A 25,911-nucleotide genomic window follows, 5' to 3' on the forward strand; every position below is an offset into this window, starting at 1 on the left:
ACATGCCGCCCTCTCGACATCGTCACCGAGCGCGCCCCAGCGCCCCATTGCCGACCCTGCCGTTCGTCAAGCGGCCGTGGCGCGGAGGGACGTCCTGGACACCACGGTCATGGTCGGTGCGATCCCCGAGCGCCACCGCCCCGCCGTCGCCGGCGACGCGCTGGACGGCTACTTCGCCATGGCGCGCGGTACCCAGGAAGTGGCACCGCTGGAGATGACCAAGTGGTTCGACACCAACTACCACTACCTCGTCCCGGAACTGGGCCCCGACTCCGCGTTCACCGCCGACTCCGCCAAGCAGGTCGGTGAGCTGAAGGAGGCCCTCGCGCTCGGCCTGACCGCCCGGCCCGTCCTCCCGTCACCTACCTTGTGCTCGCCAATCCCGCCCCGGGCATGCCGGCGGACTTCGACCCACTCACCCTGCTGGACCGGCTGCTGCCCGTGTACGCCGAGGTCTTGGCCGACCTGCGGGCGGCGGGCGCGGAGTGGGTCCAGCTGGACGAGCCCGCCCTCGTCCAGGACCGCACCCCGGCCGAGCTGAACGCCGCCGAACGCGCCTACCGTGACCTCGGCGGTCTCGCCGACCGGCCGAAGCTCCTGGTCGCCTCGTACTTCGACCGGGGCGGCGGCCGCCAACCTGGACACGCTGGCCTCCGCCGGCGGGCTGCCCGGCAAGCGGCTGGTCGCCGGTGTGGTCAACGGCCGCAACGTCTGGGTCAACGACCTCGCCGCCTCCCTGTCCGCGCTCGGCACGCTGCTGGGCCTGGCCGACCGCGTCGACGTGTCCGCCTCCTGCTCCCTGCTGCACGTCCCCCTGGACACGGCCGCCGAACGGGACATCGAACCGCAGATCCTGCGCCGGCTCGCCTTCGCCAGGCAGAAGACCGCCGAGGTCGTCACCCGTGCCAGGGGTCTCGCCCGGGGCACCGACGCCATCGCCGCCGCCCTGGCGGCGAACCGTGCCGACCTCGCCTCTCGTCCCCACTCCCCCGTCACCCACGATCCGTCCGTCCCGCGCCCGCGCCTCCGCGGTCACCGAGGCCGACACGCGCCGTTCCCCGTGCTACGCGGAGCGCGCCGCCGCCCAGCGCGCCCACCTCGGGCTGCCGCTGCTGCCGACCACGACCATCGGCTCCTTCCCGCAGACCACCGAACTGCGCACCGCCCGCGCCGACCTGCGCGCCGGGCGGATCGACACGGCCGACTACGAGGAGCGGATCAAGGCGGAGATCCAGGAGGTCATCTCCTTCCAGGAGAAGACCGGCATCGACGTCCTCGTACACGGCGAACCCGAACGCAATGACATGGTCCAGTATTTCGCCGAGCAACTCACCGGCTACCTGGCCACGCAGCACGGCTGGGTCCAGTCCTACGGCACCCGCTATGTCCGCCCGCCGATCCTGGCCGGCGACATCTCCCGCCCCGAGCCGATGACGGTGCGCTGGACGTCCTACGCCCAGTCGCTCACCGAGAAGCCGGTCAAGGGCATGCTCACCGGGCCGGTCACCATGCTCGCCTGGTCCTTCGTCCGCGACGATCAGCCACTCGCCGACACCGCCCATCAGGTCGCACCCGCCCTGCGCAAGACGCTGCCCCTGCGCACCGCCGACCGGGCCGGATACCTCGCCTGGGCCACCGAAACCTCCCGGCTCACCATGTCCGGCGTCCGCCCGGACACCCAGATCCACACCCACATGTGCGCTATGCCGAGTTCGGCGACATCGTCCAGGCCATCGACGACCTCGACGCCGACGTCATCAGCCTGGAGGCCGCCCGCTCCCACATGCAGGTCGCCCACGAACTCGCCGCCCACGGCTACCCGCGCGAGGCCGGACCGGGTGTCTACGACATCCACTCCCCGCGCGTCCCGAGCACGGAGGAGGCCGCGGACCTCCTGCGCACCGGTCTGAAGGCCATGACCGCCGAACGGCTCTGGGTCAACCCCGACTGCGGTGTGAAGACCCGCGCCTGGCCCGAGATCCGGGCCTCGCTCGAACACCTGGTGGCCGCCGCCCGCACCGTCCGTGACGAGCTGTCCCGCTCCTGACTCCCGGCTCACCGGGCCGGACGCACATGTTCCGGCCTGGTGAGCGGCACGGCCCGGAACGGATGTACCTCATCGCGGGGCTCGGCGGCGTAGGCCGTCGGCCAGCCCGCAGTCACCGCACTTCGAGCCGTTCGGCGCGCGGTAGTAGAGGCAGCAGCTTCGGCGGCGGAACGCGAGGTCGGGGCCGGTGAGCACTCCGGTGCCCGCCAGGCGTCCGGTGTCCAGCAGCTCGGTCGTGAGGTCGGTGAGCGGCCCGCGTACGGCGGGACGGAGCGCGCACAGGGCGTGGGCCGCCCCGGCGAGCGCCGAGGCCGAGTTGCCGTCCAGCAGACGCGGGGCGACCTTGACGCGCAGTCCGTCGGCCAGTGCCGACAGGTGACGTGTCACCTGCTGGTACAGGGCGCGGGCGGGACCGCCGTCGAGCCTGTCGGCGTACCAGCCGGCCGGGCGGGGCACCCGGAGGGCCGGCCCCTCGTCGGCTCTCTCCAGCCCTTCCAGGTCGGGGACGATTCCGTGCAGGACGACGCAGGTAAGGGCCGGTGACCAGAGGCGGGCGGCGTGACCGAGGTGGGCGATGGAAACGTCGACGCGCGGCTCCGCGGTGTGGTGGCGGCGTGCGACAGCTTCGGCGAGATCGGTGAAGCCCGCCCTGTAGGAGCGCGCGATCGGATGCCAGCCGTTGTCCCGTCCGCCGACGTGCAGGGCGAAGAAGCCGCCGAGCTTCGCCACGTCGTGCAGTGCGGCGGCAACAGATGCGGCCGACGCACGGGCGTCGTGCACGGTCCTGTCCTCCTTCCGGCTCTCCGGCCACACGCTCAGGAGGCCGTACGCCGCCGCGGCGGCGTGATGGCGTACAGGTCGAGAATGTCCGGCCGGGGCGCCACCCCAGGACCGCCTGCGCGGGTCCACGCCACGATGTCCTCGGTCGCGTCCGGGTCGTTGACCAGCCCCAACCAGACGGGCCGGGCACCGGCGGCCCGGCCCTCCGCAGAAGGCTGAACGACGATGACGTTGGCGTGTTCGCAGACGTCGAGGCAGTCGGAGACGCGTACCGGTGCCGCGGCACGCAGACGTTCGGTCTGGGCCGCGTGGTCGACGCCGGTCACCTTGGGGCTGCCGCAGCAGCAGTCGCGGCACACGACGATGCGGCACGGCACGGGGACGGTGACCGTCACGGGCCTCTCGTCGTCCGTCGTTCGTCCGGTCGGCGCTGCGGGCATGCGGTGCCGTCCCTCTCTCCGGGGAGATCCGCCCCGGTGGTCGTCGAGGAGGCGACCGCGTGAGTCTCCTGGCTCTCGGATCGATGCTCGTCCCGGCCTTCCCACCCGCTGCCGGGCAGTGGCCTGTCGGGACTCGCTCGCCGATCACAGTGGCGGGACCGCGCCGGATTCACACCGGCTTCCACGTCCGCCGTCGCCCTGTCGCCGGCCATCATCCCATCCCGCGACGCCATGCCACTCGCCCGGTGCCTGTCGTCAGTCCGTTTCCTGGCTGTGCGGGGCCGTCGCGGGCGGATGGGTGGGACGGTCCCGTCCGCCGTCGCGGCCCGACATCACCACGATGACCAGCCCGATGACGACGGCTCCGGCGAGGACCCGTCCTGCCGCTCTCACCCACCACCCCGGCCGGGCCGCGCCCCCGCTCGGGGAGCCCAGCCGTTCGGCCCGCCGGGCCGGTCGCAACAGGCGCAGCAACAGCAGTGCCGCTACCGGGAGTTGCAGCAGCCACAGAGCGGTACGCGGCCACTCCCCGTACCAGACGTTGGTCCCGTACAGCAGCGTGTGCCACACGCTCAGCACATAGACGACGATCACGAACCGGTGCAGCCGCCGCCAGGTGTTCGCTCCGATGCGGTGCCGGACGTAGAACAACAGCCCCAGCGGAATCGCCAGGTACAGGGCCCCCTGACCGAGCGGGATGGCGATCCGACCGGTTCCGGAGTCGTACCAGCCCGGCACGAAGCTGTCCGCGAAACCGATCCACAGCCGCTCGGCCCAGTCCACCTTCGTCTCGTAGCGGACGAGTTCCGCCGCGAACATCAGCGCGTGCGCGAACATCAGCGCCATGGTCGTCAGGCTCGTGGTGCGGTGCCAGCGCTCCAGTACCTGCCGGGAGACCGGCAGCCGGGCGGGGCGCGGCCCCGACAGCAGAAGACCGAGCATGACCGTGCCCCACGCCCACAGCAGCCCCGACCAGCCGAACGCCTGGCTGAGCAGGTACATCCAGTAGGTGCCGGGATCGTCCATGAACGGCATGACCGCGACGGTGTCCGACTCGCCCGACTCCATGCGCGCCCACAGGAGGGCGAACACGAGCGCCGTGACCACCACCGCCGCGGTGGCGTCGGGCAGCGCGGAGCGCAGGTCGCCGCGCAGAGCCACGCGGTCCCCGGGAGGCCGTCGCCTTCCGGGCGGGGCTACTGCCCCGTCTTCGTCCGGACTCGCGTCTGACAGCATCAAGGTCCTCCCGGGCACGGGCCACCGCGGCAACGGTGTGCATGTGTCGTGAGGCAACAAGTCTGGCTGATGGGGCAGCCATCGCCAGAGGCGTTATCAGGCCAGGGCCGCCATGACAGCTGGACAGGGACACACCTGGTTTCTGCCTCCCCTCCACATTCAAGACAACCGCCGAAGCGCCACTGTCGCAGGAGTACGAGCGCCCTTACGCTGATACACGCAGTCGGTTCGCGCCTCCCGTCCGCCCGGACGGCCAGCGGCGCGACGCAAGAGGGAACCCGGTGCGAGTCCGGGGCTGTCCCGCAGCGGTGAGTGGGAACGAAAGCCGTCGATGTCACTGGGCCCGTGTCAGGGCCGGGGAAGAGACGGCCGGTAGGTGTCCGCCCTTTCGGCGGACGTGCCCGCGAGTCCGAAGACCTGCCACTGCGCCCGCGTCCCGCGCGGGCTGTGCACGTGACCTCGTGGACTGGGTCGGCGGTACGGTCGGTCGTACGTCGTGTGTGTGGCCGCGCCTCCTTCCCTGTCGGTGTTCAAGGCCGGGACGGAGGAGGATGGCGTGCGGGATCCAGCCGGTTCGCGTCGGCCGTACCGACCCCGGGTCGACGTGTCGTCCGACGGACCGGGACAGACGATCCTCGGACCCGTCGCGGGCGTCCTCCAGGATCCGGACGTGGCTGTCGGCACGGTGTCCGGTGTCTGCCACGGCACTCTGGGTGAGCTGTACCAGGGCCCGTTGCGAGCGGACACCGAGCCTGAGATCGCGGTGGTGTCCTTTCCCGTGGACCGTCACTCCTGGGTGTACTTCACACCGAGGACGACGGCCGGACCACCGCGTCCGCCGGCCCTGGGTGAGAAGTCGGTGACAGCGGCCCGGCTCTTCCTGGACCACTACGGTCTCGCCCTGCCCGCGGGTGACTGGCGCACCCACTCCGAACTTCCGGTGGGCGTGGGGATGGCCAGTTCGACGGCGGACATCGTGGCGACGCTGCGCTGTCTGTTCCGCGTCTTCTCCCTGCCGTACGACACGGACGTGGTCCTCGGCGTCCTGGCGGACATCGAGCGCGCCGACAGCGTCTTCCTCGACGAGTTCGCCCTGTATCTCAGCGGCCGGCACCAGGTGGTGCGGCGGCTGGGCGCGGATATCGGCTTCCACACCGCCTACGTCACGGAGCCCGGCACGGTGGACACCGCCGCCGTCACTCCCCTGCTGCTGGACCACTACCGGCGCCGCGGCGAGGAGTACCAGCGGTGTCTGACCGATCTGGTGAAGGGTTTCGATTCGGGTGACCCGGCGGCCGTCGCCCGTGCCGCGACGGTCAGCGCCGCGTTGTCCCAGGAGGTGCTGCCCAAGGTGACCTTCGGCAGCCTGCGAACCCATCGTGAGCGGTTCGGCGCCGACGGCGTCTTCGTCGCCCACACCGGCTGCCTGGCCGGCTATCTCTTCGCCTCACGCCCATGCGCCGAGGTCAAGTCCGAACTCTCCGCGTTCTTCCACTCGCTCGGCCACCAGTGCACCTTCGCCCAAGGAGGCTACGGGTGATCCACCCCCACATCGCCGACGCTCTGAAAGTCCCGGATCTCGTCCGGCTCACCGATGGCCTGGTCCTGCTGCGGTTCGAGTCGATGAAGATCTACTCGGCCCTGGCCGCCGTCCGTCATCTGCTGGAGCGGGGCACGGTCCGTCCGGGGCAGACCCTGATCGACAGCTCCAGCGGCATCTACGCCTACGCCCTCGCGCTGGCCTGCCACCGGTACGACATGCGGTGCCATATCGTCGCGTCCACCACCGTCGACGTCACCACCCTCGCCCAACTGGAGATCCTCGGCGCCACGGTGGAACAGGTCAGACCGTCGCGGAACCTCAAGCTCGACCAGGAACTGAGGGTGCGGCGGGTGCGCGAGATCCTCGCCGAGCGTCCCGGACACCACTGGATGCGTCAGTACCACGACGACGTCCACTACCTCGGCTACCGCGAGGTCGCCGACCGGATCGCGGCGGAGTTCCCGGCCGTATCGCTGACCGTCGTCGGCGGGGTGGGGTCGGGAGCCTCGACCGGCGGCATCGTGGCACGCCTGCGCGTGACGGACCCCTCGGTGCGCCTGGTCGGCGTCCAGCCCTTCGGCAGCGTCACCTTCGGCAGCCAGGACCATCACGATCCCGAGGCGATCATCGCCGGCATCGGCTCGTCGATCGTCTTCGACAACGTCCGCCACCATCTCTACGACACCGTGCACTGGCTGGACTTCACCCACGCCATGTCCGGCGCCGTCACCCTGCTGCGCGAACACGCGGTGTTCGCCGGACTGTCCACCGGTGCCGGCTACCTGACGGCGACGTACGAGGCCCGCCGCTACCCCGACCGACTGCACCTGGTGATTGGGGCCGACACCGGACACCGCTACGTGGAACGCGTGTTCGCCCGACACGCCGAGGCCCTGGACCCGGCCGCGCTGAAACCCCTTGAGGTTCGCACTCCGGAGGAGATGACCATGCCCTGGTCGAGGATGACGTGGCAGCGCACTCCCTGCCCGGCCCACTGGAAGGAGCGGGCGGCATGACCGTGGCCTGCCTGGAGTCACTGACCTTCGGCCTTCGCCATCTGGTCCGCGCCGCCGACCGGCTCGGCGAGCGCCTGCTGCTCCTCACCCGGGACCCCGCCTACTACACCTATGAACTGGACCGGTTACCCGCCGGCGCCCTCGATGTCGTCGTGACCGACACCTTCGACGCAGAACGAACCGCCGATCTGCTCCAGCGCACTCCGGGACTGCGCGGCCTGATCAGTTCCACCGACACCTGGACTCTCACCGGCGCTGCCCTCACCGAACGCCTCGGCCTGCCGGGTCTCGATCCGTCCGTCCTGCGACTGACCCGGGACAAGGCCGCCGTACGCAACAGGCTGCACGACGCGGGTCTGTCCCGCGGAAGGGCCGTCGAGAACGCCGGTCCGGACCGTGAGGCACGCGGGTTGCTGCTCGAGGAGGCGGGACTGCCGCTCGTGCTCAAGGACACGGCGGGCACAGGAAGCCAGAACGTGTGGCTGGTCCGGGATGAGGGAGAACTCGACACGGCACTCGCCGAGGCGTCCGGCCGGGACCTGAAGGGACGGTTGTTCGCCGAGCCCTACTTCAGCGGCCCGGTGTACAGCGCCGAGACGCTCACCTGGGACGGCCGCACCCGGCTGCTGGGTGTCTCCAGCCGGCTCATGTCGCCGGAGCCGCACTTCCGGGAGGAGATCACCGCCTTCCCCGTCGCCTTCCCGGACCCGCAGCGGACATCGCTGGAGCGCTGGCTCGACCGGGTGCTCGCCGCCATCGGGTACACCGACCGGTTCGCACACGTGGAGTTCGTGCTGAGCGCCGACGGCCCGGAGGTGGTGGAGGTCAATCCCCGGATCGGGGGCGCCCTGGTCGGGGAGGGCATGTGCCGGGCGCTCGGCGTCAACGTGTACGAGGCGATGGTCGAGGCCGTGCTCGGTCGCCGCCCCCGTCTCATGGACGCGGACCTGCCCGGTGGTCCGGCCGTCGCCTTCGTCCTGGGCTATCCGGCCACGCCCGGCGTGTTCACCGGCGTGGCCGGGCTCGACCGGCTCACCGACATGCCGGGAACGCCCGCCTGGTATCCGGTCAAGCAGACCGGGGACCTCATCGAGCACCTGGGCGACAGCCGCGGCTACGCGGGCATCGTGTACGCCGAGGCGCAGACCGCCGAACTCGCCACTCACCGCGCGGTGGCCGCTGCCAACGCCCTGCGGGTTCTCACCGACCCGGCCAGTCCGGAGGCGCCCGGTGGGTGAGCGCACCACCTGGGGACCGGGACCTGGTCTGCGCGCCTCGCTGTTCCCGCTCACCGGCCCGCTGCGGTTTCTCCTGCTCAGCTCGTTCCTCATTCCGCTCGGTAGCTTCATGGTGCTGCCGTTCATGTCGGTGTTCCTGCACGAACGGCTTGGGATGGGGCTCGGCACGGTCGGTGTCGTCCTGGCCGTGGCGTCGCTCGTGCAGTTCTCCGGCGGCATCGTAGGTGGGGCCCTCGCGGACCGGATCGGGCTACGCCGCACGATGCTGTGGGCACTCGTCGTACGCACCGCCGGTTTCGCCGGGCTCCTGCTGGCCCTGCGCTGGCCGCCCCTGGCGATCTGGGCGCTGGTCCTGACGTGTTGCGGTGCCGCGCTCTACCTGCCCGCCAACAAGGCGTACCTGGTGCACGGGGTCGACGACGAGCGCCGCCCGGCGTTCCTGTCGGCGGGCAACGCGGCACTCAATGCGGGCATGGCCGTGGGCCCGTTGATCGCCGGGCCGTTCGTCCTGTCGTCACCCGGCTGGCTGTTCGTGGCCGTCACGGCGCTGTTCCTCGCGGTCACGGCGGGACACGCCCGACTACCGGGGACAACCGCGGAGCACCCCACCGGGTCGGAGGAGACTGCCGCCTCGGGTCTCCTGGCCGGTGTGGCACTCCTGCCGTTCGTCGCCAACGCCTTGGCCTTCTATCTCTACTTCCACTTCCAGCACTTCCTGGCGGTGTACGCCGTCGAGCGCGCCTCCAGCGCCTTCTACAGCGTGGTGTTGCTGCTCTGCTTCACGCTGGTCATCGTCGTCCAGCCGCTCGCGTCCGGCCTGATCCGGCGCATGCCGTACGCCCTCGCCCTCGCGGTCGGCTTCACGGGCCTGGCGGCGGGCCTGACGGTGCTGGCGGCCGGTACCCGGACGGCACTGCTGGCAGGTGGCGCGCTGATCACCCTGGGCGACACCGTGCTGTTCCTCAAGAACGACCTGGAGGCACTGCACCGCAGTCCGCGCTCCGACGCCGTGGTCTTCGGCCAGCAGCGGCTGGCCGCGGGCCTGGGCGCCTGCTTGAGCGGCGTGCTGGGCGGGCAGTTGTACGGCCTCAGCGAACGGGCCGGGCACACCGGTTGGTTCTGGCTGCTGGCAGCCGTCCAGTGTCTGCTGCTTCCCCCTCTTCTACTCACGCTGCGCCGTCGCACGGCGCTGCGTCCTGTCCCCGACGGCGACCATGAAGGAGCACTGACGCGCGATGACACGGACGGGCGGATTCCAGGACGATGACTTCTGGACCGAATTCCATGACTTCCTCTTCTCCGAGCAGCGCCACGAGCAGGCCGAGGAGCTGTTGGATACCTCTCCCCTACTGACCTTTCCGCAGGGGGCGCGTGTGCTGGATCTGTGCTGCGGGCCGGGGGTGTTCACCGTGCCGCTCGCCCGCCGCGGTCACCGCGTGACCGGAGTGGACCTGAGCCCGGCCATGCTGGACCGGGCACGCAAGCGGTCGGCCGACGCCGGTGCAGAGGTGACGTACGTGCGGGCCGACGCCCGCGAGTACGAGGCACCGGGCGGCTTCGACGTCGTCCTCAACATGTTCACCTCCTTCGGGTACTTCGAGGATCCCGCAGACAACGCGCGCGTGCTGCGCACGATGTACACCTGCCTGGCTCCCGGCGGCACGCTCGTCCTGGACCTCGCCGGAAAGGAGCTCCTGGCCCGCAGGGTCACTCCGCCCAAGGTGGTGCGGCGGGGTGACGACCTGATGGTGCAAACCGACACCGTGCTGGACGAGTGGGCGCGGCTGCGCAGCGAGTGGGTGCTGGTCCGGGGTGAGCGGGTGACGCGGGCCACCTTGACGTGGTTCGTGTACAGCGCGGTGGAGCTGCGGCGGATGACCGAGGAGGCGGGGTTCGGCCACGTGGAGGTCTTCGGCGGGTTCGACGGGCGCCCCTACGACGAGAGTGCCGAGCGGCTCGTCCTTCGGGCGGTCCGCGAAGCGTGAGGGGGTGCGGGGCGTGCGGCCGGGTCCGCGCGCCCTTTTGCCGTCGGCTCGAAGGAACGTAGGATCACCTGGTCATCGCCGCGACGGGAGACAGGAAGCCGGTGCGAATCCGGCACGGTCCCGCCACTGTGACCGGGGAGCGCCCCTCCGACATGCCACTGCGCACCGCGCGGGAAGGCGGAGGGAACGTCGATCCGGGAGTCAGGACACTGGTCCGTCGCGGGCCCGATCCGAGGAGCGCGGACTCCAGGAGGCTTCACGTGTCCCCTTTGTTCACCCCTGCCCGCACGCGCGGGTTCCTTCGTGCCACGGCCGCTGCCATGGCTCTTTCGTCAGTGCTGCTGACCACCGGCTGCGGTTCGTCCGAGGAGAGCGGCAGGGACGCGAAGGCTACCGCTGCCGTGCCCACGGGCTTCCCGATCACTGTCGACAACTGCGGCGTGAAAACGACGTACGACAGGCCGCCGTCGCGGGTGGTCACCATTCATCAGCACCCGGCGGAACTCATGCTCGCCCTCGGTCTGAAGGACCGCATGGTCGGCACAGCCTTCCCCGACTCCGCCGTCCTGCCCGAGCTGAAGAAGGACTACGAGGCGATCCCCGAACTGGCGAAGAAAGAACCGTCGTTCGAGAAAATCCTGGACGCCGAACCCGACTTCGTCTACGGCGGCTACGGCAGCGCCTTCGCCGAGAACGAGGGCCGCTCCCGCAAGGCGTTCGCCGACGCCGGCATCGACACCTACCTCAACCGCGAGTACTGCGGCAAGAAGCAGGTGACAATGGAGGACACCTACGACGAGATCCGCACCATCGGCAAGGTCTTCGGTGTCCCGGACCGGGCCGACAAGCTGGTCGCCGACCTCGAAGGCCGCGTCGGCAAGGCCACCGGCAAGGTCGAGGGCGAGCCCGAGGTGCCCGTCTTCGTCTACGACAGCGGCGACAAGAGCGCCTTCACCGCGGGCGGCAAGAGCCTGGGCACCGAACTGATCCGGCTGGCCGGCGGCGAGAACGTCTTCGCCGACCTCGACGACGTCTTCGGCGACGTCTCCTGGGAGCAGGTCGTCGAGCGCAGGCCCGAGATCATCGCCATCTACGACTACGCCGGCGCCGGAAGCGTGGAGGAGAAGAAGGAGTTCCTGCTCTCCCAATCCGCGCTCGCCGACGTACCCGCCATCAGGAACAAGCGGTTCGTCGTCCTGCCGCTGACCGCCACCCTGGTCGGCATCCGCTCGGCCTACGCGGTCGACGACCTGGCCCGCGGGCTGCACCCCGAGAGCTTCCGGTGACCCAGGCCGCCACCGACACGTCCACCGAGCGGACGGTTCAACGGCGGAAGACCACCGGGTCAGGAACAGGCCGTACACGGTTGGCCGTCACGCTGCTCGTACTCACCGCCCTGCTGATGGTCTCCGCCACGGCGGGCCTGGCGATCGGCTCCGTCCAGGTGCCGCCCGGCCAGGTATGGGGCATCGTGACACACGCACTGGGCGCTGACTGGCAGGATCCGGACTGGTCGCCGGCCCGGGAGACCATCGTGGTGGACGTGCGGGCGCCGCGGGTGCTGCTCGGTGCGGTCACCGGCGCCGGCCTGGCGGTGATCGGCACCGCACTGCAGGCTCTGGTGCGCAACCCGCTCGCCGAGCCATATCTGCTCGGCGTCTCGTCGGGGGCATCGCTCGGCGCGGTCTCAGTGATCGTGTTCGGGGTCACGCTCTTCGGACCGCTCTCCCTGTCGGTGGCCGCCTTCATCGGCGCCTTGGGCGCGCTCCTGCTCGTGTACGCCACCGCCCGCACCGGCGGACGTATCACCTCGACACGGCTGGTGCTGTCCGGAGTGGCGATCGCGGCGGTGCTCACCGCGGTCCTCGATCTGCTGTTGCTCACCACCGACCGGGGCAACGAGGCCCGCGCGGTCCTCGCCTGGACCCTCGGCGGCCTCGGCGGGGTCAACTGGGGCACGCTGTGGCTGCCCGGCACGGCCCTGCTGCTCGGTGTCGGCGTCCTCATGGCGCAGGCCCGCAACCTGAACCTGCTGCTGGCCGGAGAGGAGGCAGCGACCACGATGGGGCTGGACGTGGCCCGATTCCGCGCCCGGCTGTTCGTCGTGCTCTCCCTCGTCACCGGGGTGCTGGTCGCGGCGGCCGGACCGATCGGCTTCGTCGGCCTGATGATGCCCCACATCGTGCGCCTGTTCGTCGGCGGCGACCACCGCCGGGTCCTGCCGACGGCGGCACTCGGCGGAGCAGTCTTCCTCATCTGGGCCGACATCGCCGCACGGACCATCGCCGCACCGATGGAGATACCCGTCGGCGTGCTCACGGCCCTGTGCGGCGGGCCGTTCTTCCTGTGGCTGATGCGACGGGACGCCCGGCGCGGCACCGACCGAGGAGTGGCATGACCGCAGCCGAACTGAGCATCGACGGCGTCACGCTCACCGCCGGAGCCCGCCACCTGGTGCGCGATGTCTCACTGACCGCCCGCCCGGGCGAGACCATCGGGCTCGTCGGTCCCAACGGCAGCGGCAAGTCCAGCCTTCTGCGCAGCGTCTACCGCGTCCTGCGCCCCGACACCGGCCAGGTCCGGGTCGACGGCGGCGACGCCTGGGCGCTGCCGGTGCGGCAACTTGCCCGCACCGTGGCGGCAGTGGTCCAGGATTCGGCCCCTGACTTCGACCTCGCCGTCCGCGAGGTCGTCGCCATGGGCCGCACCCCACACAAACAGCTCCTCGCCGGCGACACAGCCGAGGACGCCGAACTCATCGACTCCGCACTCCTCGCAGTCGACGCCGTCCACCTGGCCGACCGCCCTTTCGACCGGCTCTCCGGCGGCGAGCGCCAGCGTGTCCTCATCGCGCGCGCCCTCGCTCAGCAGCCCACCCTCCTCGTCCTCGACGAACCCACCAACCACCTCGACATCCGCCACCAGTTGTCCGTGCTCAGCGTGCTGCGCCGCCTGCCCACCACCGTGCTGCTCGCCCTCCACGACCTCAACCTGGCCGCCTACTACTGCGACCGCCTCTACGTCCTGCACGCCGGCGAAGTCACCGCCTCCGGACCGCCCGCTGAGATCCTCACACCGCAGCTCCTGGCCGAGGTCTACGGAGTAGCAGCGGAAGTCGCCGCCCACCCGCGCACGGGCGCCCCGCAGGTGACCTTCCTACCCGAAGAGCCGCGTAACTGAAGGACCCGCCCCGGTACTGCCCCACCCCTTCATCCCCGGCTTCGCAGCACACTTCTCACCCCGGCCTCGAACCGGTGGGTCCCAGCCACACCATTCGGTGTACGCGCCCCGCGGCGCTCACGAAGAGACACGAGCGCACCATCGGCGTTGCGCAGCTCGCCGATCAGGCCGTGGAAGGTCGGGCTGTGCAGGTAGCACGCCGATCCCTCCTCCACCTCGACGTTGCGGTCGGTCGCCAGATGAGGTCCTTGGGGATCAGCCTCTTCCTGGCATCCTCGGCCGCCGCGCTTCTCGTGCCGTCGATGATCTCCGTCAGCACGGCCCGCGTCACCGACGCGGAGGGCCCACGCGGCCGGCCGGGAGACGTGCAACGAGGTCACATCCTTGAACACGGCGTCGACGAGCTTGCGGGTGGGGTGATCGGGACGCTTCCGCTCGGGCAACGGCGCTTGTAAGAACCGAGCGGAGCTCCGGGTCACGTCATGGGCTTGACGTCCTCCCCCTCCTGAAGGAGGGGGATTCCTAGCTCAGGCGGCCTCCGGGAGCAGCGCCCCCGGGGGTCTTACGCCCTCAGCACTAGCCGGGTTGAGACCAGCCCGGACGAGCATCACGCGGGCGGAGTTCTTGTCTCTGGGCGAGACGGCTCCGCACGCGGTGCACGTGTACGTTCTCTCGGAAAGAGGCAGGCGGTGCTTGGCTCTCACACCGCAGTGCGCACAGTCCATGGTGGTGTGCGCGGGGTCGACCAGGTGCACGGCGCGGCCGTGCTTGCGGGCCTGGTCGATCAGTGCAGCCTTGTTGGCGCCGATCGCGGCGTCTGCGGCCTTGCGGGCCATGGTGGTCTTCGCGAGGAACTTCGGGCGGAAGTCCTCGACGGCGATCGCGTCGTGGTCGCGGACCACGCGCTTGGCCCACTTGCGGGCCGTGTCCTGGCGTTGCCGGGCGACCTTCTTGTGCAGCTTCGCCGTCTGCTTCTGCGCCTTCCGGTAGCCCTTCGACGCGGGCTGGCCGCGCTTCGGTTTCCGGCGGGCCATCATCCGCTGATAGCGGGCGAGGCGCTGCGCCGCGTTCTTGCCGTGCTCGGCGTGGGGGAGGTCGTGTGCGTTCGAGGTGGTGGTCGCGGTCTCTTTGACACCCCAGTCGATGCCGATCACGGTACCGGTAGCGGGAAGGGGCTGTGTCTGCGCGGCGACGACGAACGAGGCGTGCCAGTGGCCGAGGCTGTCGCGGTACACGCGCACGCTCGACGGGTCGGACGGCAGCTCGCGCGACCAGACCACCGTCAGGACGATGCCGCCCGCGAGGTGCAGTCGGCCATCCTTCACGCGGAATCCGCGTTTGGTGTAGTTCAGCGTCGGCAGCGCCTCACACTTCTTCTTCGGGCGGGGCATGCCCGCGCGCCGCGGCATCGGGAGCCGCTTGGCGATGTCCTTCAACGCCTTGGCGCGGGACTTCGCGAAATCCCGGATGGTCTGCTGCTGTGGCACCGAAGCGCCCTCGCGCAGCCACGCCATCGCCGCGCGGGCCTCGGTCAGCATCTTGTCGAGCTGCGCCGGACCGCACGTGCGCTTGTCGCCGGGACGTGTCTTGTTGTGGGAGTGGGTCTGGCGGGACTTGGCCACGCACTCATTCCAGACCCAGCGGCACCGGCCCCACTCCGCTTCCAGAGCGGTGCGGGCCGTAGACGACACGCGAAGCCGGTAGGTGTACCGGGCGTGCCCGACCCCGTCGCCTAGCACTGGTGTCGCCATACACCAGTAATAGCACCATGACTGATGAGGAAGTCCGTATGACGCTGCGTCTCCCCAGAGAACACCGTGACTGGTTGCGCGCTCACGCACAGCGCGAGCGGCGGTCCCTCAACTCCGAGTTGCTGTACAGGCCTGAGGTCGCTCGCGCCGCCGCGGGAGAGAAACGAGCAATCGCCCTGACGGCGATTGCTCTTTCCTTGCCCCGCTACGCGGGAAGCCGGATTCCTCCCGCTCTAAAGGACGGGGCATCCTCCGGTCACCCGGTGAAGTCGGGCAGGGTGAGGGCCGAGTGGGCCGGTCGTCCCTCACCGGAGGGGACGGCGTCGATGGCGCGCAGCCTGTCGTTGCGTTCCGCCAGGGCCTGAGGCGTGGTCGGGAAGAGGGTGGCACTGCCGTTGCCGACCAGAGCCTGGTTCATGGTCACGAAGTCACGGGTGGAGTGTTCGTAGGCGGCGAAACCCGCGGCATGGTCCCGGCCGGCCAGGGAACCGGCGAGCATGTACGCGCCGACGAGGGCGAGGCTGGTGCCCTGTCCGGTGAGGAATGACGGCGCCCACGCGGCGTCGCCCACCAGCGCGACCCTGCCGTGGGACCAGCGGGGCATGCGAATCTGGCTGACCGCGTCGAAGAACACGTCGTCCGCGTCACGCAGGGCGGCCAGCATGCCCGGGACCTCCCATCCGGAGTCGGCGAAGGCCGTGGCGACCAGGTCGCGCTGGGCTTGCGGATCCTTGAACGCGTCGAACGGCAGTCGCGGCTGGGCGAAGTTCAGGAAGGCGTGCACTTCGTCGTCGCCCACGGCGTAGAGGGCCGCGGCCCTGCCGGGAGAGTTCCACATCACGCTCTCGTGGGAGAGTCCCAAGGTGTTGCGCATGGTGAACACGGCGAAGCAGTAGCCGAGGTAGTGGTGGAACTGCTCTTCGGGGCCGAACACCATGTCCCGGGTACGCGAGTGCATGCCGTCCGCACCGAAGACGAGGTCGAAGGTACGCCGGCCGCCCCCGCGGAAGGTGACGTCCACTCCGTGGCCGGACTGGTCGAGGGTGTCGATGGAATCGTTGAAGACGAACTCCAGGTCGTCACGGACCGTCGTGTGGAGAGCGTCGGCGAGGTCTCCGCGCCGTACCTCGAGGTCCCGCCCCTCGACACCGCCAGTGACGCTGTGCGGGTGCAGCGAGGTCACCTCCCTGCCGTCCCCTTCGAGGAAGGTGAGCCGGCGCAGGTCGACGTGCGCCTCCCGCAGCCGTGGCAAAATGCCCATCCTACGGACGACTTCCAGCGCGGTGCCGCGCACGTCGACGGGGTAGCCACCGCTGCGCGGCGCGCCCGCCTTCTCCACCATCGTGACCGCGTATCCGTAGCGGTTCAGCCAGAACGCGAGGACGGGACCAGCGATGCCGGCCCCGGAGATCAGGACCTTGGGCCTCGGCGTGGTACGAGCAGCCGTCAGCTGGTCGGTGTAGGTCATTCCTTGACTCCTTTGCTCATGGTTCGGACGACAAGCAGGGACAGCACCGCGACGACGCCGGCGATGAGGAAACCGGCGCTGAAGGCCGATTCGGTCGGGACCTCGGAGCCGGGGAGGGTTCCCGAGGTGAGGAGTGTGCCGCCGAGCATCCCGCCCACGGCGGAGCCCAGCACGCGCGTCACCAGGACCAGACTGGTGGCGATGCCGGTGTCGCCTGCGTCGACGGAAGAGGCGATGCTGGTCACCATGGCCGTGACGCACAAGCCGTTGGCGAGCGCGATCAGCGCCTTGCCGACGGCGATGTGCCAGACCTCGGAGTGTGCGGCCGCCAGCGCGAGCAGGGCGGCGGCCATCAGGACGGCCGCGGTGGCGACCACGGCACGCGAGCCGAAGCGCCGCTCCCAGATTCCGCCGAGCGGCCCGGCCAGCGTCGCGGCGACGGCGCCGGGCAGGAGGACGAAGCCGATCTCGGTGGCGCCGAGCCCGAAACCGTATCCATCGCCCGACACGTCGAGCAGTTGCGGGACGAGATAGACCCCCATCGCGGTGCCGAGGCATATCACGAACGTCACCACACACGACTTCCAGATCACCGGCCGTGCCAGCATGCGCAGATCGACCATCGGCGCGGCCGAGCGACGTTCAACGGCTGTCCACCCGGCCACGAAGGCGGCCAGCAGGGCGATGAGGGCGACGAACACGAGTGGCTGCGAGCCTGCCTCGGGTGCCAGCGCGAACACGAGCAGGAGGGTGACCAGGATCCCGCTCAGGAGAAGCAGGCCTGGCCAGTCGAGCCCGGCGTCGTCCGGCCGGCCCGGCGGATCGGACGGCATCAGCCTGTTCACCAGCAGGGTGAATCCGATGACCGCGAAGGTCGGCACCGCGAACATCCAGTGCCGGGAGAACGCTTCCGCCACGGGCCCGGCCGCCAGCAGGCCCACCATCGAGCCGCCCACGAACATTCCGCTGACCAGTCCGATGGCGGCCTTCGACGCTCCGGAGGGGAGGTGTGTGCGCACCACGATGAACGACAGCGGCAGTGCGCCCACCATCGCCCCCTGAAGAATCTGGCCGATCAGCAGCACCGGCAGGTTGGGCGCCAGGGCGGACACCAGGCCGCCGGCCGACACCACGGCCATCAGCCGGATCAGGACGCGTTTCCCGCCGTAGCGGTCGCCGAGTTTGCCCGCGAACGGTGTGATGAGGGTGCCGGTGATGGCGAGCACGATGTTGAGGAGCGCCCCTTCGGACGGACTCATGTCCAGTTCGCGTTGCAGGAGCGGGAGCGTCGGCGCCACGACCGACTCCAGGGCGCCGGTGGAGACCGCCAGCATGCCCAGGGCCGCGACGGCCGCCTTCTCCATGCGGGCCGGAGAGGCCAGGGTTGTGGTCACGAGGGTCCTTTCCGTTGGTGCCGGGCGGGTAGGGGTCCGGCCGCCCGGGTGGCGGTTTCGCCCGCCCCGGCCGTCGACGGCTTCGGCGGGGAAACGCTCTTCGGGGGCAGGGCCTCCTTGAGGGCGGGCCGCTTTCGGCCGGGGTCCGCCGCGAGCCCGGTCGGGGTGGAGGTGACCACCCCGGCGGCGGCGAGTAGCGAGCACCGTGGCGGCCAGGACGAGAGCGGTACCGCCCCGGTGCGGCTTCTATGGCCTGCGTCGCAGCGCTGCCCGCGCCGGCAGCGTCACCGCGAGCAGGGTCAGACCTACACCGACGGCCGCGAAGAGGCCGTACAGCAGCGGGGGCGCATAGGGCGCCTCGCCGGTCATGCCTCGCATCATCGGGATCAGCGTGGCCGCGGCGATCGCGGATCCGATGACCACGCCCGCCGTGGAGACCAGAAGGCTCTCCCAGCCGAGCATGGTCAGGACCTGGCGTCGGGTCGAGCCGACCAGGCGCAGGGCGCTCAGTTCGCGACGGCGGTCCAGGACCGTCATCACCAGGGTGTTGACGGCGGCGATGGCGGCGAAGCCGCCGAGGACCGCGGCCATGGTGTTGTTCATCCAGGCGCCCAGCTTCGCGTCCAGGCTCTTCCCGGTCGCGTAGCCGGAGGCGTCGGTGACCTCACCCAATGCGGTGAGTGACTTCTCCGATCCGCCGCGTACCAGCAGCGTGCTGTCGAAGCCCGAGGTGACGTGGCCGGCGAGGGACTCCCGGTCCATGGTGACCGTGGCCAGGCCGAGGCCACGGCCGTAGACCGCGATGACCTCGGGGCGGGCCTCGGTGCCGTCCGGGAGGTAGAGCGGCAGCCGGTCGCCGACGCCGACGTCCGCCGAGTTCGCCAGGGTCTTGTCGATGGCGATACGACTCTCGCCGAGCCCACTGAGGCTGCCTTCGCGTACGTCCAGGTCCTGTACCTTCGCGAGTTCGGCACCCGAGCCGCTGACGCCTTGCGTCACCGCGCCCTGGAGCGACTTGAACTCGCCGGAGCCGATCGGCACCAGCACCTGGGTGTTCAGCAGGCCGACGGCCGCCTCCACGCCCGGCGCTCGGGCGGCCCGCGCCGCCGCGTCCACGGGAAGCCCGGCCGGGTCCGTGACCACGTGATCCGCGGTGACACCCGCGCGCAGCTGCTTGTCGGCGGCCCGGGTCTCGCTCGTGTGCATGAAGACGAGGGTCGAGGCGAAGGCCATGGCGAGCACGATCGGGGTGATTGCGGAGGCGAGGCGGCGGGCGTTGGTACGGGAGTTGGCGGCCGCGAGCTGGGCGGTGGGGCCCGCGCCACGCAGCGGGAGGCCGAAGAGCCCCGCGCACAGTCGCGCCACCAGCGGACCGAGCAGCGCGACGGCGAGCATGAAGAGCATGACGACGCCCAGAGCGGCCCCGGCCGCGTCGTCCCCCGAGGAGCTGGCGGAGACGCCGGTGAGGACTCCCCCGCCGACGAGGGCGCCGATGCCCAGCATCGTACGGACCAGGCCGGGCCGCAGCCGCTCCACCGACGCCTCGGCGAGCGCCTGTCCCGGCTTGATCCTGGCGGGCCGCCGACCGGCCGCCCATCCGGCGCCGAGCGCGGTGAGCAGTCCGATGCCGACGGCGGCGAGGAGAGGCAGCGCGGACACGTGCAGGTCCACGGCCCGCGGGACGGCGCCGCGGTCCTGCAACTGCCCGAACCACCAGTGCGCGAGCCCGATACCGGGCAGGCAGCCGAGGACACCGGCGAGCGGAGCGATGAGCAGTGACTCGGAGGCGACCGCCCGCCGGACCTGCCGCGGGGTCGCGCCGACGGCACGCAGCAGCGCGAACTCGCGGGCTCGCTGAGACACGGACAGGGCCACGGTCCCTGCCGCGGTGAAGACCGCGACGATGGCGGCGATGGCGCCGAAGGAACCGCCGATTCCGAACAGTGTCTCCTTGGCGTGGCCCAGGCCGGGGTCCTCGACGGCGCCGCGGTCGTCGCCGACGTGCACCTGGGCGCCGGAACCGGCGAGGGCCTTCCTCACCGCGGCGGCGAGCGCGTGGGCATCGGTGCCGTTCCGCGCCAGTACGGCGATGGCGTCGGCCTTGCCGGGGTGTCCGGCCAGCACGGGCGCTTGGGAGTCGGCGAACCAGGCCAGGGGTCCGGCGCTGCGGGCGGTGTCCGCCGTTCCGGCCCGGGCGACGCCGGCGATGCGGAAGGCCTGCTGACCTGCGGCAGTCCGCAGTACGACGGTGTCGCCGACCGCGGCCTCCGCGGCGCGGGCCGTACCCGCGTCAAGCACGACCTCGCCTCGACGGGGGGCGGAGCCCGCGGTCAGCGCCGTACCGGTGAATGTGTGGGATCCCCATCCGTGCGCGGTGAGCAGATCACCAGGAAGGCGCAGTTCGCCTTCGTGCGCCACGCGCACCGGGAAGGTGAAGTCGGGGACGGCGGAGGCCGCGCCCGGTGCCTTCGCTGCCTCGGCCGCCAGCCCCGCGTCGAGCCGGGCGGTGTCCGGCAGCGGGGTGGCCTCCCTCTCCTGGTCCTCGCCGCTGCCCGTGACGACGTACTCGTACTGGTCCGCCGCCGCAACGACCGGCGCCTTCGCATACCGCTCCGCCGGCACTGACGCGCGCAGGCTGGTCTCCAACAGAATTCCGCAGGCGGCGACGATCAGTGCGGACATGAAGAGTGCGAGGAAGGTCCCCGCGAAGGACGCGGGCTTGAAGCGGACGGCCTCACGGGCGAGTCCATTGGGGCGCCTCATGCCGCGGCACCTGCCATCGCACCCCTGCGGGAGGTGAGCATCGCCATCCGTGCCGCAATCCGTTCCGCCGAACCCCGTTCGAGGTGGTCGGCGAAGGCGCCGTCGGCGAGGAACAGCGCGCGGTCCGCCCAGGCTGCCGCCACCGGATCATGAGTGACCATGACGACGGTGGCGCCGAGGGTGTCCACCGCGTTCCGCAGCAGGCCGAGGACGTCGGTGGCGGTGCCGGTGTCGAGGGCGCCGGTCGGCTCGTCGGCGAAGATCACGTCCGGGCTGGTGACCAGGGCGCGGGCGACCGCCACGCGCTGCTGCTGGCCGCCGGAGAGCTCGCCGGGCCGGCGCCGGGCCTTGTCGGCGAGCCCGACCTGCGCGAGGACCTCGGCCGCCCGGCGGCGGTCCTGGCGCCGTCCGGCCAGGCGCATGGGCAGCAGGACGTTCTGCTCCACGGTCAGCGAGGGCAGCAGGTTGAACGCCTGGAAGACGAAGCCGACGCGGTTGCGGCGCAGCTCGGTGAGCTCGTCCTCGCTCATGCCGGTGATCTCCGTACCGCCCAGGGCGACCAGCCCCGACGTGGGCCTGTCGAGCCCGGCGGCACACTGCAGGAAGGTGGATTTGCCGGACCCGGACGGGCCCATGACCGCGGTGAACGTTCCCCGGGCGAGGGCCAGGTCGACGCCCGCGAGGGCGTGCACCGTTCCCGCGCCACGGCCGTACTGCCGCTGAACACCGCGCAGTTCGACGGCGAGGCCGGATGTGGTGGCGGCGGGTGCCTCCGGTCGGTCGTCCGCCTTCTGCCGCCTGGTGCTGCGTAGCCTCATGTTCCGCCCTTTCGCGATCTCTTGGTACCGACGGACCAGAGAGTGCGGGGACGGCTGCGCGTCGGGCGTCATACCCGGGAGCTGTATGGGATGTGCTACCCCGGTAGGGGGTGGGGCAGGCCCGCCGGCCTACTCACCCGGGGTGACGAGGCCGGATTCGTAGGCGAAGACGACCGCCTGGGCGCGGTCGCGCAGGTCGAGTTTGGTGAGGACGCGGCTGACGTGTGTCTTCACCGTCTGTTCCGCCAGGACCAGTGTCTGCGCGATCTCGGTGTTGGACTGGCCGCGGGCGACGAGAGTGAGGACCTCCGTCTCACGTTCCGTCAGCGCCTTCAGCCTCAGCGCGGGCTTGCCCCGGGCGGCGGGGCGCTGGCGGGCGAAGTCGGCGATGAGGCGGCGCGTGACGGAGGGGGCGAGCAGTGCCTCGCCCGAGGCCACGACACGGACCGCGGCGATCAGGTCGGCCGGCGGGGCGTCCTTCAGCAGGAAGCCACTCGCGCCCGCCCGCAACGCCTCGTAGACGTAATCGTCGACGTCGAAGGTGGTGAGCATCAGCACGCGTGGCCGGTGGGTCACGCCCGGTGGGGGCGTCAGGAGGCGGCGGGCGGCTTCGAGGCCGTCCATCTCGGGCATGCGGACGTCCATCAGCACGACGTCGGGACGGGTGCGCCGGCTCAGCTCGACACCCTGCACGCCGTCGGGGGCCTCGCCCACCACGTCGATGTCGCTCTGCGCGGCCAGCAGCGCGGCGAAGCCCGCCCGCACCATGGCCTGGTCGTCGACGATGATGACGCGCGTCGTCACGTGACATTCCTTTCAGTCAGGGGGAGTTGGGCGGCGACCCGAAAACCGCCGCCCGGCAGCGGCCCCACGTCAAGGGTGCCGCCGATGATCCGAGCCCGCTCACGCATCCCGACCAGGCCATGCCCGGTGCCGTGCTCCTCCAGCGGCGCGGCAGGCGCCTGGGGCGGCGGACCGTTGACGACAAGCACGGTGAGCCGGTCCTCATCCTGCGACACCGATACCTGGGTAGGGGCACCGGGTGCGTGCCGTACGACGTTGGCGAGTGCCTCCTGGACGATGCGGTAGGCGGACAGCCCCACCGCCTCGGGCACCTCGGCGTCGCAGTCAGTGAACGTCACCGGCGTGCCCGCTCTTGCCGTCGCCTCCACGAGCTGTCCGATCCGGGTCAGGTCCGGCTGGGGCGCGAGTTCGCCGTGCGTGTCCTCGTTCCGCAGCACACCGAGGAGCCGGCGCATCTCACTCAGCGACTCACGCGCCGTCGCCGCGATCGACGTCAGTTCGTTCTGCGCTTCCGGCGGCAGCCGCTCGAGACGATAGGCCGCCGTGTCCGCCTGCACCGTGATCACGGACATGTGGTGCGCCACCACGTCATGCAGCTCACGCGCGATGCGGGCGCGTTCCTCCAGCAGCGTCCGACGTTCACGTTCCGCCTCACTGATCGTCTCCTGCTCGGCCAGCCTGCGCTGCACCTCGTGACGCTCTCGGAGCGCACCGCCGAGCAAAAGCGTGACGCCCCCGAGAATGGTGAGCAGAACACTCCTCGCGTCCGCGCCGTGCGGCGCGGCGAACCCCAGCCCGACGTTCGCGCCCGCCGTCGCCAGCCACACCAGCACCAGCGTCCGGCGCGACTCGCGCAGGCCGAGGGCGAGGCAGAGGCCGACGTACCCGACGATCTCCATGGGCGGGAACGGCCACAGAAGCCGCTCCTCGAAGTCCACACCGAGCAGGACCAGCGCTCCCGCCACATCCGCCGCGAAAATCACGAACCAGGCGCGCAGCGGCCGGACGACAGCAAGCAACAGCGGCGCCGCCTGCGTGACCGCCAACGCACTCGCCACGGCACCGTTCAGGCCGTAATCGGCGGTGAGGACCACGATGGTCGTGGGCAGCAGGGCGACACACAGCACGAACGCCACACCCCACGGCAACAGCCGCACCCACCGACGCGACGCCCCCGCGAGCAGCGCACGTGGGCGTTCCTTCACCAGCGTCATGAGCCCCACCTTCTTATGTGCGACGAGAGGGCGTCAGGAGACGAACAGTCACCAGACGGATCCAACGCAACCGTAGTCACCTCTCACGAGTCGCGTCGGTGCGGCTCAGATGTCGGCGTGGAGCGGTTCGCCCACTTCGTGCACGTCGCGCAGGGCCTGGCGGCAGGAGTCGACGAGACCGGCCTCCGTGGAGGGGATGCCGAGGTCACGACAGTGGGCCCCGTGGCGGGGGCTGCGAGCTGGATGAGCTGAGGGGCCGGGGGTCGTGAAGCCGGGGCCCACGGTTGTGCGGGAGGGGGCTCAGAGGTTTCTCAGTCAGGTCGTCCGGCGAAGAAGTCCGTGAGGGAAGATGCGAGCGCTTCCGGAGCCTCTTCGGCCACATGATGCCCGGAGTCGATGCCGTGGCCGCGTACGTCCGGTGCCCACTGCCGCCAGATCTGCACCGGGTCCCCGTACAGGTCCTCGAGGTCGTCCCGGAGGGACCAGAGGATCAGCGCCGGGCACTGGATCTGTGTCCCGGCCGCGCGGTCGTCCTCCTCGTGCCGCCGGTCGATGGTGAGGCCGGCCCGGTAGTCCTCTAGCATCGCCCGCACCACGGCGGGGTTCCTCGTGGCCGCGCGCCACTCGTCATGGTTCTCCTGCCCCATGCTCTGGGGGTCACCGCGGTACCAACTGTCCGGATCGGCGTTGATGACCCGCTCGGGGATGTCCGGCTGGGCGAAGAAGAACCAGTGCCACCACTGCGTGGCGAACTCGGTCGTGATGCGGGACAGGTGCTCGGTGAGAGGCAGACCGTCGATCAGCGCCACCCGCGAAACCGCGTCGGGATGATCGAGTGCGAGACGCAGCGCGACACTGCATCCGCGGTCGTGCCCGGCGAGCGCGAACCGGGCATGGCCGAGGGAGCGCATCACCTCGACCACGTCACCAGCGACGGCCCGCTTGGAGTATCCCGCGTGGTCTGCGGTAGGCGCCGGACCGGTGGACCGGCCGTATCCCCGGAGATCGGGACAGACCACGGTGAAACCGCGTCGGACGAGGAGCGGGGCGACGCGATGCCACGTCGCGGATGTCCGGGGGTGGCCGTGCAGCAGCACCACCGGCGGCCCTTCCCCGCCGTAGCGGACGAAGATCGATGCTTCATCGACATGAACCCGCCTGGTCTCAAAGCCCTCGAACACGGCCCGAACCTCCCGCCCTCGTTGACACACCGCCACGGTGCCTGTCGGCACAGGACGACCCCGTACTCGCACACGCGGACCACCGGGCCAACAGGCTGCGCAAGCCGGCCCCCTGCACCGACGCGTGCTGAACCGACCCAGCCTTCCTCATTCCCCGCAGATCCCGTGGACACAACTGCCTGATCTGTCGAACGGTGTCTCTCAGTGGCCGGGACACAGGAGTTGTCCGGTGGTGAGGGCTACCTGAGCAGCGGCCCCCCATACCCCCGCGGCATTGATCCCAGAGTGATCCGAACACCTCGGGTGGTCTTTGCATCCGAGGTTCTAGGGGTCGTCTCAGGTTCGCTCATTAGGAAGTAGGCGGCAGATAACCGATGTAATCCGTATGTAGGAGGCTAGTAATGGCAGTCAACGCAGGGCCGTCCGGGGGAACGCCGGCCGGTCGGTTGGCAGGCCGGTGGGTGCCGTGGTTGGTGATCGGCTTGTGGCTGGTGCTGGCGGCGTTCGCGGTGCCGCTGAGCGGTAAGTTGAGTTCGGTAACCACCGACAGCGCCGCTGACACCCTGCCGGCCGGCGCCGAGTCCACCAAGGTCGCAGTGCTGGAGGACAGTCTCCCCGACGGTGACGACAACACGTTCGTCTTCGTGTACCACCGGGCCGGCGGCATGACCGACGCCGACCGCGCGACGGTCGAGCGCCACTACGACACCCTTGCCGAGCGGTACCCGCCGAAGACGGCGGCCCCGGCCGACGACGAAGGCGCACCGACGAGCCCTTCCACCGACGGCAAGGCGATGATGTTCACCCTCGACGTGAGCACGACCTACGGCGCACCGGAGGACATCGTCGGCCCGTTGCGTGACGCCGCGAAGGACCGCCCCTCCGGCCTCGAACTCGACGTGACCGGCCCGGGCGCGATCGACGGCGACATGGACGCCGTCTTCGACGGCATCGACACGCAGGTCCTCCTCACCACCATCGTCGTCGTCACGCTCCTGCTCATCCTCACCTACCGCAGCCCGGTGTTGTGGATCATCCCGCTGGTGGCCGTCG

General features: G+C 70.6%; 21 protein-coding genes, 3 pseudogenes and 3 riboswitches. Of the genes and pseudogenes, 11 read left to right on the top strand and 13 right to left on the bottom strand.

Annotated elements, in window-relative coordinates; genetic code table 11:
* Window positions 1-91: 91 nt before the first annotated feature.
* Window positions 92-2,047: pseudogene (metE, locus tag IE118_RS34550) on the top strand (5-methyltetrahydropteroyltriglutamate--homocysteine S-methyltransferase); the annotation flags it as partial.
* Window positions 2,048-2,116: 69 nt separating this feature from the next.
* On the opposite strand, the gene IE118_RS32430 reads toward metE, so the two are convergent.
* From IE118_RS32430 to IE118_RS32440, 3 genes are all read right to left on the bottom strand, one after another.
* Window positions 2,117-2,827, bottom strand: a complete 711-nt coding sequence (locus tag IE118_RS32430; RefSeq protein ID WP_189561677.1) for a (2Fe-2S)-binding protein — start codon at window positions 2,825-2,827, stop codon at window positions 2,117-2,119.
* A 35-nt stretch (window positions 2,828-2,862) separates the two neighbouring features.
* Window positions 2,863-3,267 carry a (2Fe-2S) ferredoxin domain-containing protein gene (locus tag IE118_RS32435; protein WP_189561678.1) on the bottom strand — a complete coding sequence of 135 codons (405 nt, stop codon included), beginning with the start codon at window positions 3,265-3,267 and terminating at the stop codon, window positions 2,863-2,865.
* A 63-nt stretch (window positions 3,268-3,330) separates the two neighbouring features.
* Window positions 3,331-3,450: riboswitch (cobalamin riboswitch) on the bottom strand.
* A 72-nt stretch (window positions 3,451-3,522) separates the two neighbouring features.
* On the bottom strand, window positions 3,523-4,503 hold the full coding sequence (locus IE118_RS32440; RefSeq protein ID WP_189561679.1) for a ferric reductase-like transmembrane domain-containing protein: 981 nt from the start codon (window positions 4,501-4,503) through the stop codon (window positions 3,523-3,525).
* 210 nt (window positions 4,504-4,713) lie between these two features.
* A riboswitch (cobalamin riboswitch) is annotated at window positions 4,714-4,938 on the top strand.
* Window positions 4,939-5,173: 235 nt separating this feature from the next.
* Between IE118_RS32440 and IE118_RS32445 the strand changes: the two genes are divergently transcribed.
* From IE118_RS32445 to IE118_RS32480, 8 genes are all read left to right on the top strand, one after another.
* Window positions 5,174-6,043: a GHMP family kinase ATP-binding protein gene (locus tag IE118_RS32445; protein WP_229847056.1), complete on the top strand. Its 870-nt coding sequence runs from the start codon at window positions 5,174-5,176 to the stop codon at window positions 6,041-6,043.
* Window positions 6,040-7,062, top strand: coding sequence for a cysteine synthase family protein (locus IE118_RS32450; RefSeq protein ID WP_189561680.1), 1,023 nt, complete (start codon window positions 6,040-6,042; stop codon window positions 7,060-7,062). Before IE118_RS32445 ends, IE118_RS32450 begins: the two co-directional genes overlap by 4 nt.
* Complete coding sequence (locus tag IE118_RS32455) at window positions 7,059-8,300, top strand: ATP-grasp domain-containing protein (RefSeq protein WP_189561681.1); 1,242 nt, start codon at window positions 7,059-7,061, stop codon at window positions 8,298-8,300. The genes IE118_RS32450 and IE118_RS32455 overlap by 4 nt, the downstream gene beginning before the upstream one ends.
* Entirely contained in the window at window positions 8,293-9,567 is a 1,275-nt protein-coding gene (locus tag IE118_RS32460) for an MDR family MFS transporter (RefSeq protein WP_229847057.1), read from the top strand. The genes IE118_RS32455 and IE118_RS32460 overlap by 8 nt, the downstream gene beginning before the upstream one ends.
* On the top strand, window positions 9,536-10,285 hold the full coding sequence (locus IE118_RS32465; RefSeq protein ID WP_189561682.1) for a class I SAM-dependent methyltransferase: 750 nt from the start codon (window positions 9,536-9,538) through the stop codon (window positions 10,283-10,285). Before IE118_RS32460 ends, IE118_RS32465 begins: the two co-directional genes overlap by 32 nt.
* Before the next feature lie 54 nt (window positions 10,286-10,339).
* Window positions 10,340-10,517: riboswitch (cobalamin riboswitch) on the top strand.
* Between the two features lie 88 nt (window positions 10,518-10,605).
* On the top strand, window positions 10,606-11,571 hold the full coding sequence (locus IE118_RS32470) for an ABC transporter substrate-binding protein (RefSeq protein ID WP_229847058.1): 966 nt from the start codon (window positions 10,606-10,608) through the stop codon (window positions 11,569-11,571).
* On the top strand, window positions 11,568-12,683 hold the full coding sequence (locus IE118_RS32475; RefSeq protein ID WP_189561684.1) for a FecCD family ABC transporter permease: 1,116 nt from the start codon (window positions 11,568-11,570) through the stop codon (window positions 12,681-12,683). Before IE118_RS32470 ends, IE118_RS32475 begins: the two co-directional genes overlap by 4 nt.
* Window positions 12,680-13,465: an ABC transporter ATP-binding protein gene (locus tag IE118_RS32480; RefSeq protein ID WP_189561685.1), complete on the top strand. Its 786-nt coding sequence runs from the start codon at window positions 12,680-12,682 to the stop codon at window positions 13,463-13,465. Before IE118_RS32475 ends, IE118_RS32480 begins: the two co-directional genes overlap by 4 nt.
* A gap of 32 nt (window positions 13,466-13,497) precedes the next feature.
* Here the strand turns inward: IE118_RS32480 and IE118_RS32485 are convergent.
* Together IE118_RS32485 and IE118_RS32490 are read right to left on the bottom strand one after the other, a co-directional pair.
* Window positions 13,498-13,908: pseudogene (locus tag IE118_RS32485) on the bottom strand (hypothetical protein); the annotation flags it as partial.
* 84 nt (window positions 13,909-13,992) lie between these two features.
* Complete coding sequence (locus IE118_RS32490; RefSeq protein WP_189561686.1) at window positions 13,993-15,216, bottom strand: RNA-guided endonuclease InsQ/TnpB family protein; 1,224 nt, start codon at window positions 15,214-15,216, stop codon at window positions 13,993-13,995.
* Window positions 15,217-15,254: 38 nt separating this feature from the next.
* On the opposite strand from IE118_RS32490, the gene IE118_RS32495 reads away from it, so the two are divergent.
* Window positions 15,255-15,581: an Arc family DNA-binding protein gene (locus IE118_RS32495; RefSeq protein ID WP_229847059.1), complete on the top strand. Its 327-nt coding sequence runs from the start codon at window positions 15,255-15,257 to the stop codon at window positions 15,579-15,581.
* Here IE118_RS32495 and IE118_RS32500 read toward each other — a convergent pair.
* The 8 genes and pseudogenes from IE118_RS32500 to IE118_RS32530 all read right to left on the bottom strand — a co-directional run bounded on the left by IE118_RS32500 (window position 15,473) and on the right by IE118_RS32530 (window position 24,858).
* Window positions 15,473-16,684: an FAD-dependent monooxygenase gene (locus IE118_RS32500; RefSeq protein ID WP_189561688.1), complete on the bottom strand. Its 1,212-nt coding sequence runs from the start codon at window positions 16,682-16,684 to the stop codon at window positions 15,473-15,475. The two genes, IE118_RS32495 and IE118_RS32500, sit on opposite strands and share 109 nt — an antisense overlap.
* On the bottom strand, window positions 16,681-18,078 hold the full coding sequence (locus IE118_RS32505; RefSeq protein ID WP_189561689.1) for an MFS transporter: 1,398 nt from the start codon (window positions 18,076-18,078) through the stop codon (window positions 16,681-16,683). Before IE118_RS32505 ends, IE118_RS32500 begins: the two co-directional genes overlap by 4 nt.
* Before the next feature lie 246 nt (window positions 18,079-18,324).
* Window positions 18,325-20,841, bottom strand: coding sequence for an FtsX-like permease family protein (locus IE118_RS32510; protein WP_189561690.1), 2,517 nt, complete (start codon window positions 20,839-20,841; stop codon window positions 18,325-18,327).
* A complete protein-coding gene (locus IE118_RS32515; RefSeq protein WP_189561691.1) occupies window positions 20,838-21,659 on the bottom strand; it encodes an ABC transporter ATP-binding protein in 822 nt (273 codons plus the stop codon). The genes IE118_RS32510 and IE118_RS32515 overlap by 4 nt, the downstream gene beginning before the upstream one ends.
* Before the next feature lie 129 nt (window positions 21,660-21,788).
* Window positions 21,789-22,463 carry a response regulator gene (locus tag IE118_RS32520; RefSeq protein ID WP_189561692.1) on the bottom strand — a complete coding sequence of 225 codons (675 nt, stop codon included), beginning with the start codon at window positions 22,461-22,463 and terminating at the stop codon, window positions 21,789-21,791.
* Window positions 22,460-23,677 carry a sensor histidine kinase gene (locus tag IE118_RS32525; protein WP_189561693.1) on the bottom strand — a complete coding sequence of 406 codons (1,218 nt, stop codon included), beginning with the start codon at window positions 23,675-23,677 and terminating at the stop codon, window positions 22,460-22,462. Before IE118_RS32525 ends, IE118_RS32520 begins: the two co-directional genes overlap by 4 nt.
* Window positions 23,678-23,782: 105 nt before the next feature.
* Window positions 23,783-23,896, bottom strand: a pseudogene (locus IE118_RS34295) (acyl-CoA desaturase); the annotation flags it as partial.
* 92 nt (window positions 23,897-23,988) lie between these two features.
* Window positions 23,989-24,858, bottom strand: a complete 870-nt coding sequence (locus tag IE118_RS32530) for an alpha/beta fold hydrolase (protein WP_189561694.1) — start codon at window positions 24,856-24,858, stop codon at window positions 23,989-23,991.
* Window positions 24,859-25,259: 401 nt separating this feature from the next.
* On the opposite strand from IE118_RS32530, the gene IE118_RS32535 reads away from it, so the two are divergent.
* Window positions 25,260-25,911 (top strand): MMPL family transporter (locus IE118_RS32535; protein WP_189561695.1); only part of this gene is annotated, 652 nt, incomplete at its 3' end.

It is taken from the genome of Streptomyces pilosus (genome assembly GCF_014649835.1).
Lineage (GTDB): Bacteria > Actinomycetota > Actinomycetes > Streptomycetales > Streptomycetaceae > Streptomyces > Streptomyces pilosus.